This is a genomic window from Mycobacterium sp. MAA66 (assembly GCF_041261665.1).
Taxonomy (GTDB): Bacteria; Actinomycetota; Actinomycetes; order Mycobacteriales; family Mycobacteriaceae; genus Mycobacterium.
The window spans coordinates 35,711-49,026 of the sequence record NZ_JBGCCC010000004.1 but is presented as its reverse complement, the minus strand read 5'-3'; the positions used below and the strand labels follow the sequence as shown (position 1 = coordinate 49,026).

The 13,316-nt window shown below is 66.7% G+C and carries 9 protein-coding genes; 2 read left to right on the top strand and 7 right to left on the bottom strand.

The features are described 5' to 3' along the window. Window positions 1-46: 46 nt before the first annotated feature. The 7 genes from ABIA30_RS14455 to ABIA30_RS14425 form a co-directional block, all read right to left on the bottom strand. A complete protein-coding gene (locus ABIA30_RS14455) occupies window positions 47-1,588 on the bottom strand; it encodes a PPE family protein (protein WP_370066449.1) in 1,542 nt (513 codons plus the stop codon). 1 nt (window position 1,589) lies between these two features. Then, on the bottom strand, window positions 1,590-1,898 hold the full coding sequence (locus tag ABIA30_RS14450; protein ID WP_370066447.1) for a PE family protein: 309 nt from the start codon (window positions 1,896-1,898) through the stop codon (window positions 1,590-1,592). Then, window positions 1,898-5,881, bottom strand: a complete 3,984-nt coding sequence (eccCa, locus tag ABIA30_RS14445) for a type VII secretion protein EccCa (RefSeq protein WP_370066445.1) — start codon at window positions 5,879-5,881, stop codon at window positions 1,898-1,900. The genes ABIA30_RS14450 and eccCa overlap by 1 nt, the downstream gene beginning before the upstream one ends. After that, on the bottom strand, window positions 5,878-7,491 hold the full coding sequence (gene eccB, locus ABIA30_RS14440; RefSeq protein ID WP_370066443.1) for a type VII secretion protein EccB: 1,614 nt from the start codon (window positions 7,489-7,491) through the stop codon (window positions 5,878-5,880). Before eccB ends, eccCa begins: the two co-directional genes overlap by 4 nt. Then, a complete protein-coding gene (gene eccA / locus ABIA30_RS14435; RefSeq protein WP_370066441.1) occupies window positions 7,488-9,320 on the bottom strand; it encodes a type VII secretion AAA-ATPase EccA in 1,833 nt (610 codons plus the stop codon). The genes eccB and eccA overlap by 4 nt, the downstream gene beginning before the upstream one ends. A gap of 635 nt (window positions 9,321-9,955) precedes the next feature. Continuing rightward, window positions 9,956-10,849 carry a class I SAM-dependent methyltransferase gene (locus ABIA30_RS14430; RefSeq protein WP_370066439.1) on the bottom strand — a complete coding sequence of 298 codons (894 nt, stop codon included), beginning with the start codon at window positions 10,847-10,849 and terminating at the stop codon, window positions 9,956-9,958. Window positions 10,850-10,901: 52 nt separating this feature from the next. Continuing rightward, window positions 10,902-11,804 carry an oxygenase MpaB family protein gene (locus tag ABIA30_RS14425; protein WP_370066437.1) on the bottom strand — a complete coding sequence of 301 codons (903 nt, stop codon included), beginning with the start codon at window positions 11,802-11,804 and terminating at the stop codon, window positions 10,902-10,904. A 76-nt stretch (window positions 11,805-11,880) separates the two neighbouring features. Here ABIA30_RS14425 and ABIA30_RS14420 point away from each other — a divergent pair, with 76 nt between their 5' ends. Both ABIA30_RS14420 and ABIA30_RS14415 read left to right on the top strand, forming a co-directional pair. Next, window positions 11,881-12,495, top strand: a complete 615-nt coding sequence (locus tag ABIA30_RS14420) for a TetR/AcrR family transcriptional regulator (RefSeq protein ID WP_370066435.1) — start codon at window positions 11,881-11,883, stop codon at window positions 12,493-12,495. Beyond that, window positions 12,492-13,307 carry a helix-turn-helix domain-containing protein gene (locus ABIA30_RS14415; protein WP_370066433.1) on the top strand — a complete coding sequence of 272 codons (816 nt, stop codon included), beginning with the start codon at window positions 12,492-12,494 and terminating at the stop codon, window positions 13,305-13,307. Before ABIA30_RS14420 ends, ABIA30_RS14415 begins: the two co-directional genes overlap by 4 nt. Window positions 13,308-13,316: the final 9 nt, after the last annotated feature.

Below are 13,316 nucleotides of genomic sequence, written 5' to 3'. Positions count from 1 at the left end.
TGTTCGGATTGCCGTTGGTCTTCAGTGCTTTTCATCGCATCGCTGATCAGTGTTCGTCTCCCCTTTCACCGGACCAGCTGCCCGGGAGCATGGGCTCGCTAGGGCCACTGCCGAACTCGTCACCTGCCAACTGGGCCAGTCCGGTCGCCCGGGCCCCAGGTTGACTCAGCGTGCCGGTGAATCCCATGGCGCCTGCGCCGCGGGCCGACGCAGCCACCTCGGGAGCGCGGTCAGGCTCGGGGCCTGGATCCAAATCGGTTTCCAGGTCCATGTATTCGTCGCGGAAGCCACGCTCCTTGGCCGTGGCCCCGCGGCGCCGCCGGGCTCGCCGGCGCTCCGCCGCCGATGCCGCCGCCGATGCCGCGACTGCGGTCGCAATGCCGGCGGCCGGAGCCTTGGCGCCGGCGCCTTCCCACAGCGTCGGCGTGAAACCACCACCGGGGTAATCGCCGCTCACCGCGTACATGGCCAGCGGTGCCGGCGCCGGTGCCGGCGCGCCCGCCGCGGGGGCACTGCCTGCGGCCACCGAACCGGCGGGGGCCGCGGGTGCAGACGGCACAGTCGGCGCGACACTGACGACCGGCATCGGATGGTACTCAGCCCGTAGCGGAACCGGTGGGGCGAAAGGTGCGGGTTGAGAAGCGTCGGGCACCGCGTCCGGTTGCACGAACTGGAGCAAGCCGAGCGCAGACAGTCCCACGGCCATCAACGCCGGTCCCCACAACGGTGCGGTCAGCAACAGGCCCCAACTGCCCCAACCGACCGGCTGGAAGAACGCCTGGTAGCCCACCGCGAACAACAGCGGTCCCCAAGTCACCAGCGCCTGAGAAGGATTGGTCATGAAGTCGAACAGCATCTGCCGAAGCTGCCCGATCGGGTCCTGCAGGAACTTCAAGATCAGGTCCCCACCGGGAAGCGATCTGATGTATTCGGCAAGGTAATTGGCGATTGCGTTCGAACTGTCCAGTCCCGACGAAGCGTTGACCGCCGACGCCTGCGCACCTACCTGAGTCGCAGCAGCGCTCACCGCACCGGTCTCGCCGACCCCAGGGGCCAGCAGCATCGGCGCCGGGGTCGTGGTCGGTGCCGCAGCCACCGTGGCGGTCGATACCGCCTGATACGTGCCCATCACCGTCGCCGCCTGGATCCACATCCGGACATAGTCGGCCTCGTTGAGCGCAATCGGAATGGTGTTGATACCAAAGAAATTCGTGGCAACCAGCGCACCGTTCACCACGTGATTGAGTGCGAGTTCCGGAAGAGACGGCATGACGGCCAACGCAGTGCTGTAGGCGGCCGCGGCGGCCGCGTGCTGTACCGCCGAGGCGGCACTGTTGGCACTGGCCTGGGCCAGCCACGCCAGATAGGGGGTGTGGGCGACGACGTATTGCTCGGCGCTCGGCCCTTCCCACGATCCGGCCTGGACCTGCCCCAGCAGAGCAGTGAGTTCCGCTGCAGCGGTGGCATATTCGGAGCTCAGCGCCTGCCAGGCCCCCGCGGCGGCAAGCAGTGACCCGGGGCCAGGACCGCTGGAGAGCAGCGTCGAGTGGACCTCGGGTGGCATCGCCATCCAGATGGGGGCAGTCATGTCAGCTCAACATGCTCAGGTACGAGCCGGCGGCCATGGCATCCCCTGCGGCATAACTGGTTCCGGACTCGGCGACGCCGACGCCGGATCGGCCCAATTCTTCCACTCCCTGAGCGGCGGCGGCCTGGTGCTCGCCGCCGTGAGCACTGAGCTCAGCTGCGGTCTGCAGCGATACCGGGTCGGCAGCCGGCGGTATCACCGCGGTGACCAGTGGCGCGGCCGCGGCGTGGGCAGCGGCCAGACGGGCGGTCAGAGCTTCGACGGCAGCACCCGCCGCCGTGAGCCCTTCGGGAACTACGCGCAGTGTCATCAGTGGGATTCCCTTCCGTATTCGTTAGCAGATCGACTGGAAGCAGGCTCTGGCACAAACGGATTGATCAGCTGGACGTACGTGGCCTCGTCACCTGATCCCAGTACCACTGCCCGACCGGCGGGCAAGCGGCTGAACCGGTGGCCCCGGATCTTGCCGCTGTCCTGCGGATTACCGGACAGCATCACGGTCGTCGCCTGCAGTTCGTTGAGCCGGCGGAGCAAGGGCGCCGTCATGACCGCATGCGCCGAACCGCTGGCCCGCGCGGTGACGATCACCCTCAACCCCAGCTCGGCTGCCTGGGAGAGCAAGCCGAGCAGCGGGGACCACGGCCGCTGACCGACAAACGGTCCGCTGAGGGCCGGCGCGTCCGGAATCTGGTCGACGTCATCGATGATCAGGTAGTGGAGGTGGTTGCCCGAGCCGTTCCGGTACGACCAGCTGCTCAACTCCCGTGTCGTCAGATCTGTTGGCGGCCTGCGCTTTTCCAACAGTGCTGACAGGCCCATCATCGCCGGTGTCACCCGGTCGATGTTGGGGGTGTACTCGTTGTCGGCAAACAGCGGTTCGTCGACAAGGTGCAGTCGCCGGTCGATCACGGTGAAGGCCACCGAGTCGGCGGTGGAGTTGTCGCGGATGGTGCGGATCAGGTGCCGCAGCAGGGTGGTCTTACCGGATTTGGCATCGCCGAGAACCATCAACAGCGGGTTGGCCGCGAAGTCGACCGACACCGCAGCGAGGTCTTCCTCGCGCTGACCGATCACCACGGTCTCCGGTGCGAAGAACAACTGCGCCAGCGAATCTGGCCTGAGTTCGGTCGGCAGCAACCGCACCGGCGGAGCGGCCAGGCCGCGGTAATGGGCGTTGATCTCGGGGATCGCGGCCAGATTCGGTTCGGCGAACAGGAAGTGCTCGGCCGCCATGGTCAGGCCACGGCCGGGTTGATCAGCCGGAACGCCGTCAGCCGGCCGGGTCAGGGCGCCGGTCACCCGCACATTGCTGTCGCGGGAATCGGCGAGCTTGAGTTCCAATCGAAGGCCCAGACCGTCACGCATGGCGAGCGGCACCTCGAGCCAGTTGGGCGTGGTGATCACCACGTGGATGCCGTACGCCATGCCCGTGTTAACCAGTTCGGTTACCTTGGCCAGCAACGGGTTACGGGTGTTGAACGTGTCGGTGTTGTCGCGGCTGAACGCGTACAGATTGTCGATCACCAGGAACACTTCGCCGTACTCGTCGCCGCCGCGTTCACCGCTGTCGGCGGCCTGGGCCTGCCGGTCGCGCAGCAACTGTTCCAGTTCACCGAACGTACGCCGGATGCGTTCCGGCTCCAGCGGGGAGGCGACGCTGCCGACATGCGCCAGCGGCTTGAGTGTCCGCAGCCCGCCGCCGCCGTAGTCCAGGCAGTAGAACGTCACCTCACGCGGGGAGTGAGTGGCCGCGGCGGACAGGATGAACGTCTGCAGCGCAGTCGATTTGCCCGACTTCGGCCCACCATGGATCAGCAGGTTCGCCGCCGCCGAGGTGGCATCGAAGATCAGCGGGTCGCGGCGCATCTGGAACGGCCGGTCGATCTCGCCGAGCGGCCAACGACCCTGACCGGCCGGCAGCGCGGTGCGGGCCACGAGTTGCGGCAGGGCGATCGATTCGTCGAGCGGCGGCAGCCACAACCGCGGTGCCTGCGGTCCATAGTGCGCGAGTTGTTCACCGATGGTCGCCACCAACTTGCGGGGCGCGCGCACTTCCCGGCCGGCGTCCTCGGCGATCACCACCGTGTCCGGCGCCGGCGTCACATGACCGGCAGTGAACAGCTGTGGTTGCGGGATCGCATGTACTACAACAGATTTCTGGGCACGCGGCGGGTCGTAGATGCCGTCGACATAGGTGCTGCGGAACTTGACCGGCACCGCGCCCGGGGTAGGCACCAGGAAGCCCTCGCCCTTGTGGTCGGGACCGGCTTCGATGTGATATGCGTCTTCGACACCGATCACCTGGCGGCTGATCGCCGGGCTGGCCACCTTCAGGCCGATGCGGTACGACGTGTTCTTGTCGATGTCCTTGATCCGGCCCACGTCCAACGTCTGCGACGCGAACAGGATGTGGATCCGGAACGAACGTCCCTTGCGGGCAACGTAATCGAACAGCTCGGCGTATTCGGGATGGTCCGACAGCATCAGCGAGAATTCGTCGGCGACCACCAGCAGCGTCGGGATCGGGGGCAGGTCATGCCCGGCCGCGATCGCGGCCTCGTATTCGAGCACGGAGTTGAACGCACTGCCCTGCACCCGGCGGCCGGCCTCCATCAGCAACTGTTCCCGGCGGGCCACCTCACCACGCAGTGTGTCAGCGAATCGATCAGCCAGCGAACGCTTTTCGGCCATGTTGGAAATGACTGCGACGACCTGCGGGAAGTCCCGGAAGATATCGGCACCGGCCTCGCCCTTGAAGTCGGCGTAGATCACGATCAGCCGGTCCGCCGAATGGGTGGTCAGCAGCGACAGCAGAATCGACATCAGGGTCTGCGACTTACCCGAGCCGGTCATACCTATCATCAGGCCGTGCGGGCCCATGCCGCCCTCGGCTTCGTCCTTGAGGTCGAACAACAACGGCTCACCGGTGGCGGTGACGCCGATCGGCACGCGCAGCTCCTCGGCGCGGCCGCGCGGCGCCCAGAGGCTCGCGACGTCCAACTCCGCGGCGTCCGGAATGCCCAGCAGTGTGCCGAATGTCGCGAGCCCGGTGCCGCTGCTGCGAGCCCGGTTCGGGTTGGAGTCCCAGCGCGCCAGTCCACGTGCCAGATGCGCGGCGGCGGTGGGCGCGAAGGAATCCGCGGCGGTGACATACGCCTGCCAACCGCTGCCGGTCCACCGCTCGATGTGACCGTCGGCGATCTGCAGAACTGGGCGCTCCGGGTCGGCGTACTGATCGTGGTGCGGCGCCTCGCTGACCCGATGGATCACGGTCACACCGGCCAGTCCGCCGCGCGGCACCAGCGCCTCCAGGTCGGCGGTGGGGTCATCGACGACGATCAGCAGATGCCGGGCGAAAGCGCTGTCGGCGCTACCGAACGCTTCCCGGTCCTCGAGTTCGGCAGCGAGCAGCCCGCTCAGCACACTTGTGTTGGGCGCCAGGTACCGTGCCGGCCCGACGCCGTCGACCTCTCCGGGAATGTCGTTGTGTGGCAGCCATTTCAGCCACGACCAGTCGTCGGACTCCAACGCATCAGCGGCAGAGGCGGCCAGCGCCACGCCCAGTACCGCAGGGTCATGCCAGGTGACGGCCTGGGCGATCCAGGCGCGCAGCGCCCCGCGCACCTCTTCGGCGTCGCCATGCACAGTGATCGTCGAGACCTTGGTCAGGTCGATTCCAGCCGGAGCCGCGCGAACTGTGCGCTGGACATCGAGCAGGCTACGTAATGCGCTGTGCGACACCGGTTCCAGATCGATCTCGTCTGCGGTGTCCTTGACCTGCAGCACGGTGTTCAGCCGGGCGTCGTGCAGCCCCGCCCGCACCACCAAGAAGTCGGCATCGTGCGGATCACGTTCCCACTGGCGGCGCGTGCCCGCCACCGCGGCCAGCGCGTCCGGAGCCGGATGCGACCATTCCAGGCCTTCGAGCTGCTGGGCGGCCTGGGCACGCACGTTGTCCCGGACCACCGAGAGGTACCGCAGGTAGTCGGCGCGCTCGGCGTCAACCTCCTCGGTGCGGGTCTTGTTGTCGGTACCGCGGTAGAGCGCCGTGGCCGCCAGCAGCAGAACGAACGGGAAGAACAGGGTCTGCGCCGAGATGATCCGCATGCCGGTGGCCACCAGAGCCACGATCATGCCCACGATGAGGATGACGATCAGGAACGGCAGCACTCGCCGCAGCAACGACGGCGGCACCAGACGTGGCAGCTCCGGCGGCGACTCGATGGTGATTGCACCCTTGCGGGCGGCCGGCCCGGGCAGCCGGCGTCGGGCCTCAAAAATCAACCTGCTCACGGGTTCTCCCTCAAAACAGCAGCGGGCGCCTGGGCTTCGGCGGTCGTCAGGGTGTCGTGGGCTACCAACGCATCGCTGCGCGACAGCGTCGGGCCTGGTGCGAACTGGCTGAGCATCGACCACGGGATCGGCAGCGGCGCCGAGGTAATTGCCAGCGCCGCAAGGGTTTTCTTGTCACCGGTCAGGGCGTCACCCTCGGTGGCGACGCCGTACCGCACCCCGGTGTCACTGATCCAGTAGGTGGACAGCGTGGCCGGGGTCTCGCCGGCGCCGGGCGCGCCGGGCTGACCGGTGGCCTGCACGAAGTAGCCGGTCCCCGGTGCCAGCGCCACTCGGTTGGCGGTGGCGCCGAGTCCGGCGCCGACCAGTCCGACCGGCCGCTCGCCGTCGGGCAGCGGCAACGCCGCACCTGTCAGCAACGTCAGCGAACTGGCGGTTGCACCAGCTGGTTTGGCCCAACGGGCGCACGTCAACGGCGATTTCACGGGGTCGACGGTGACCACCGGGTCGTTCGGATACGCGGCGGTGTCGATGCCTGTGGCGGCCGGCACCCGGGCCACCTGATCAGCACTCAGCCGAGGCGGTTGATCGAGACCGTAGGAGTCGGTATTGCGCAGAACAGTGGCGAGCACCTGCGAAATCGGTTGCAGGCCATCGTCGAGCACAGCGTAGTAGCGCACCGCGTTGTCGGTGTTGTTGGTCTCGAACGCGGCGACCACGGCGCCGACCGGCGCGGTCACCGGCAAGGGATAAGACGTGGGCTGTCCGGCATTCGGGATCAGCGGAGCCACCAGCGGAGCCGACTCGGGAACGGCGTTGAACAGGCCCGGGTCGATGAACCGCGGCTGTGGCAGCGCAGTTCCGCTGGCACCCAGGCCAAGTGCCGAGGTGACCGCACGGTTGCCGAGATCAACAGCGCTGCGCCGACCGTTCCAGAGCAGCCAGGTGCCGGCAGCGACGCCGTCAGACGGATTGGCGGCACGGTTACGTACCAGCACGGCGTCGCGGGATCCCAGCGCGGTCACCCGGGAACCGCCTTGGGCCAGCGGCCCGGCGATCACGGTCGTGCCCTGGTCCGGGCCCGAGACGGCATCACACACGGTCCAATCCGCGTCCTGAGAGGTGTTGGGCACCATACGTTCCGGTGCCCCCGGGATACCCAGCAGATTGCCGCGCGGGAACTTGTCGAGTTCGGCACTCTTCACGGTGGTCGGGTTATCCGGTCGCCCGGCGATCAGCCTGGCCGACGTCAGGTTCAACACCGGATGCAGTTGATCGCCCAGGCGGACGTACAACGCCGCGGTGTCGCGGTCGGCCAGGATCGCGTTGTTACCGGCCACACCGGCAGGACGGATCATCGAGAACACGAAACATCCGGCCAATCCGGTGGCCAGGAGCAGTGCGCCGACCAGTACCGAGCGGCTCTGGGTCCGCAGCGGATCGACCAACATCCGGGTGTCATGCAGCGCCACCCCGGATGCGATGCGCCGCATCAGGAATCGCCAGCCGGACACCTGGTGCCGGGTCACGAATCCGCCCCGATATGCGACCTTGTCCGGGTTGTCGTTCTCCGGGGTGCGCGAACTGAACACCCGCCGTTGCGCACTCACTGCGTCACCACCAGTCCAAGTCCACGCAGCAACGGTGCAGCGGAGTTGCTGACATCGAGTGCGGTGATCGTCATCAACTCGTCATCGGTGAACTCGTCGGAATCCGAGTGATCAAGCCGATATTCGCGTTCCTCCTCGGAACGTTCGACCAGGTTTCGCACGAAACGGCCGTTACCCGCGATGTCAAGGCTGCGCCGGGCCACGCCCGCGGCGTCCGGGGTGGTGGCCGCCGCGAGCTGTCCGAACAGTCGCTCCATCTCGGCCTGCGCTGCGGGTTCGAAGATGCTGTCGCGCTTCTCGGCCATGCGCATGGCGATCTCGGTGAGCTCGGTGGCCGAGTAGGACGGAAAGTCGATGCTGCGGGTGAATCGTGACCGCAGGCCCTCATTGGTGTCCAGGAACATGTCCAGGTCTTTGCGGTACCCGGCGATGATCACCACCAGGCGGTCGCGGTCGTTCTCCATCCGGGCCAGCAAGGTGTCGATCGCCACCAGACCGAAGTCGTTCTTGGCGCCGGTGGAGACCAGCGCGTAGGCCTCGTCCAGGAACAGCACGCCGTCGAGCGCACTGTCGATCAGGGCGTTGGTCTTGGCTTCGGTCTCACCGATGTGTTGACCGATCAGGTCGGCGCGGTGCACCTCGCGCACGGTCTCTTTCTTCAGCAGCCCCAGGCCGCAGTAGATCTTGGCGACCACGCGCGCGATGGTGGTCTTGCCGGTACCGGGAGGGCCTGCGAAGACCAGGTGATTGGTCCGCTGGGCGACGGTCAATCCGCGTTCCTGACGGCGAATGGACATCGCCACCGAGCTTTTCAGCCGCGCAACCTGATACTTGACCTCGTCCAGGCCGATGAACTCGGCCAGCTCGGCCTCCGCTTCCACCAGCAGATGTGCCTTGCGCGCCTTGGCTTCCGGGTCGATGAAGTCCGATTCGGTGGGCTCGCTTTCCGGGTCCCACAGGTCGTGCCGGGCCTCGATCCGGGCCGCCGTGGTGGGTTCGATGCCGTAACTGGCATCGGACAGCGCGTGTTCGACCTGACTGTTGTCGGGATGCGCGGCGTACAACTCGGCGAGCACGTCGGCGGCCTCCAGGTCCTCGCCCTGGGCCCGCAGCGACAGCGCCTTGACGAAGGTGCCGTCCACCGTGGCGACCTCGACCGGTCCACCCGGCTCTTCGAGGTGGGACAGCGCCGGAGCGAACATCCCGAGATGGGCCAGCGCAGTGCCCAGCGCAACCCGGGCGGCGTGTGCATAGGCCGGGTCCAGCGCGGGGTCATTGACCACCGGAGTCAGCTGCCGCACGACATCCGACCAGCGCCGGGCGCGGTGGTACATCGCCACCCGCACCCATCGCGCCGGCAACCAGTTGGGTCGACGCTCGATCAGCTCGCTGACCAGACGATCCGCCTGCGCATAGGACTCGGACATGGAAAGTGTTGCGGCATAAGCCAATGCGAAGCCATCCCGGTCCGACGCGCGGAAGTTCAGATACAGCCCGCTGTCGTAGCTGAAGCCCAGATCCCCTGGGGCCAGATCGACTGCGCGTTGCAACGCCCCCAGGGCGTCGACGGTGTGCCAGACCGCCTCGACCACATCGGGCGCAGCGCTCGTGGCAGCGGCCAACCCGATCCAGGCGTCGCAGTGTTCGCCGGCGATCCGGGTCAGCGCGGCGAATCCGTCGCGGGCAGCCGCAAGGTCAGCGGGCCGACGACGGTCGTGGACGGTCAATCCCAGCGCCAGACAGCTTGCGGAAAACCGGGTGAGCACATCACGATCCACCCGAACGCCGACCGCTAGGGGATCGACGGCGCTCGCATTGCTGAGACTCATCAGTTCCCTTCCGATGTGGACGACTCAGTGCTCGTCCCTGATTGATCTGTCCGGCCCCCGCCATCACGCCAACTGCTCGGCAACATCGACGTCATCACGACGTCGGGCACCCCGCTCGGCGCGGTCATCCCAGCTGGCCCAATACTTTTCGCGGTTCATGCGCAGCCCGCGTCGAGGTGGTCCCAGCGCTAGCTGCGATCCTCGGCCGTTCCGACTCGGGCGTCGCGGGCCGGATCGGCCCGGTCACATCGTGGACTTCGGAGACAGCGGCACGCAGAGTTAGTCGGCGCCTACGGCCGTTCGGTTCCCGCGCGCCCACAACTCGGCCTGCGGCCTCCGAAGAGCGCAGGTTGAGGCTGCGCGGACTCGACGATCTCGTGTCGTGGGTGCCCCGGCGAGACTTACGCCAGGTGGTCCCGCACAGAGCAGTCGGGCTGCCGCAAACAGCGCGCGCGGCAACCGCGTCGTGGCGGACCACCGTAAAAGCCACCCATGCGCCACTACCCATGCCCGTGTTCACGGGAGCGTCTGGACCCCCGCCATCTCCTTAAGTATGCCTAAGCTAACTAGTGCAAGTTAGCATTGCATAACTTAACTGTCGAGACGCACGTCGGGTGAAATTCAGGTGACGGCAGTCACTCCTTGACGGCAGTGACCAGGCTGTTCGATGCGATCATGCTGGCGGCATCCGGATTGGTCGGCACCGGACGCCCAACCAGCCGCAAATAGTCGGCCAGCCGCGTGGGAGTTGCCCGCCAGCCGCGGGCACCGAACCATTCGTCGGCCGGAGCGATCTGCTCGTTGTAGATAAGATTGAAGAACCCGGTGGCCATGCCGTTGTCCCCGACTCCGGCTCGCTTGGCGGCAAACACGTCGGCGGGTATCGGGGCACCCTCCTCGACGGCGACCCAACTTCCGGGTGCAGCCAGCGCATCGATTCCCAGAAACAGCTGCTCCTGCGCGGCGGCCGGCAGATAGATCAGCAACCCCTCCGCGATCCAGGCCGACGGTCGGGCGGGATCAAACCCCGCGTCGACGAGTGCTCGTTGCCAGTCCTCCCGCAGGTCGACGGCGATTTCACGGCGGTCGGCCTTACGGCGGGCCCCGTTGTCCGCCAACACCTCTCGCTTGAATTCCAATACCTGCGGCTGGTCCAACTCGTAGATGGTGGTACCAGACGGCCAGTCCAGGCGGTAGGCCCGGGAGTCCAGACCCGCTGCCAACACCACGATCTGACGCACTCCCGCACCGGCCGCCGCCGCGAAGTATTCGTCGAAGTACTTGGTCCGAGCACCCTGAAAATTGATGAACGGTTCGCCGAATTCCGCGGTGGCCAACGGATGCTCGGGCGCCGTGCCGTCCAGCACGTCGGCCCATGCACCGCCGACTGCCCGGGCGAACACCTCGCCATAGGGATCCAGCGCGAGCGGGTCGGGCTTGGCCGCCTCCAGCGCACGTGCCGTCGCGACCATCACGGCCGTCGCTCCAACGCTTGTGGTGATGTCCCAGCTGTCATTGTCAGTCCGCACGCCCGCGAGGGTACGCCGCGGGACAGTGGGCACGCTGCCGGCGCGCAAACCGTCAGATCAGCGGCCGCCCGGTGCGGATCCGCCAGTCCAGATCCTTGAGCAACACATTGAAAGGAAACTGCCGGACCGGCGAGGGCAGCAGATTGTTCATCGCCCGCAACACCCCGAACAGCTGGTCAAATCGACGCTGGTGCTTGATGTCCCACTGCAACCGCATCTCCTCGCGAAAGCGCCGGGGCAGGAATCCGGTGGTGATGAACAGTGCGAACGACTCCATCGGTCGCTGCAGGAACCCGGGCAAGGTGAGCCCCCGCAGCCGGGCCGCGGCGATCGGATACAGGTATTCACGCGTCTTGTCGTCGATGCGGATCTGGTCCAGCATCTGCTGCCAATACCGGTCGAACGCCTCCCGGTCGGCCGGCCACATGTCGGCCGAGACCTGCAGCGTGGTACCCAGCGTGACGCCCTCGCGGTAGTGCCGATCAGCGGTCTCGTCGTCCATCTCCCCGACGAACAACCGGTAGACGTCGACCGCGCCCTTGTAGAGACAGGCGGCCACCCACATCTGCAGGTTCTTGTCCATGCCGTGATACTCGACCGGGCTGTCCTCGGTCGAGAACACCTGTGCGTGCGCCTTGTTCACCGCGCGGCGGTAGGCCAGCTTCTGCTCGTCGGTGCCCTTGGTGGCCACGGCCAGGTAGGTGAAAGTGGTGCGGGCCCGCTTGATCGGATGCCGGTCGACTCGACCGCTTTCCACCCGACTCTCCATGACGCCGTACGCGACCGGCCGCAGGGCCAGCTGCATCACCACATTCGCCGGGCCGGCCAGTAGGGCCACCCCCATCAGTCCATCGTCGATACCTGCGCGCCGCCCCACGAAAGACCGTCGTGGAGTAGCCGGAATCGAGGCGCTGATAGGGCGATCGACAACTCCGACGTGCTCGCTGACCACCATTGGTCACTCCTCGCAAAAGTGAGAACGAATGTTTCCTGATATTGCACCGGCTCGGTACGGGTGTCAAGATAGAGCCGTGGCACAGGTGCGGCCGTACCGCGGAATCGATGCGTCGGAGCGCCTCGCCACGCGCCGGGCCCGGTTCATCGAAGCCGGCCTGGATCTGTTGAGCACCCCACCGGGTGATCCCACGGTCCGCGCCATCTGCGCGCAATCCGGGGTATCGGTACGCTACTTCTACGAAAGCTTCACCGACAAGGACGATTTCGCCGCGGCGGTCTTCGATCGCGTGATCGCCGATATCGCCGCCACGACTCAGGCTGCAGTCACCGCAGCACCATTGCCCGAACAGGGCCGGGCCGGTATGGCCAACATCGTCCACACCATCGCCGGGGATCCACGCATCGGTCAACTGTTGTTCGGCGCCCAGTTGTCCAACGAGGTCGTGGCGCGCAAACGCATCGAATCGACCGCCTTCTTCGCCGCGCTGCTGGGCCAGCACGTAGGAGAGGCACTGCAGCTACCGGAAGGCCACCGCCGCCTCGCCGGCACCCATTTCACCGTGGGCGGGGTAGCCCAGACCATCAGTGCTTGGCTGGCTCACGAAATCACCTGCACTCCTGACGAATTGGTCGATCACCTGGCATTCCTGCTGGCCACGCTCACCGGGCTGAGCGTCCGACGCCAGTGATACCGTCGGCCCCACAGCTGCATCGGCCCCGGCCGCCACTGAGCGACTACGTCGACTACATCGGCTATTGGGCACGCACTGGTGGACCGCCTCACTGCAGCAGGGCACTACCGCGCGGGGCCGCAACCGTCGTCATCGATATCGGTGGCCGGGACCACGTCGACTTCTTCGCCGCCGACGGCAGCACCCCGGTGGACGTGGCCACGGCGTTCGTCGCCGGCCCCGGCGATACCTCTTACGTCACCAGAATCGACCCCGGCCAAGCCGTGATGACAATTCACTTTCGGCCCGCGGGCGCCTCTCCCCTGCTCGGAATTCCGTTGGGCGACTTGATGAATGCCTGCGTGGATCTGACCGAGGTCTGGGGCCGCAGCAGTCGCGTACTGCGCGAACAGTTGACCGCCACGCCGTCCCCAGACCAGCGCATCGCCATACTCCACGACTATCTGCTCACTCAACTGAAACCCAGCTCAGGGGTACTTGCACCGGTGCTGGCCACCGCCGAGCGCGTGCCGGCAATCCGGGTGTCCGACGCCCTCACGTTGACCGGACTATCGCCGAAACGGCTGATCAGCGCCTTCCGCGACGAGGTCGGTATGACCCCCAAGGCCTATCTGCGGGTTCGGCGGCTACAGGCGGCGCTGCGCCTGCTCGACGCTGGAACCGCCGACGGCACCGGGATCGCCGCCGAGCTCGGTTACTTCGATCAGGCACACTTCATCCGCGAATTCCGGTCGTTCACATCCATGACCCCGACTCAGTACCTGAAGAACCGGGACTGGTTGCCCGGCCACGTCGGACTCACCGGGTGAAGCAGCCGG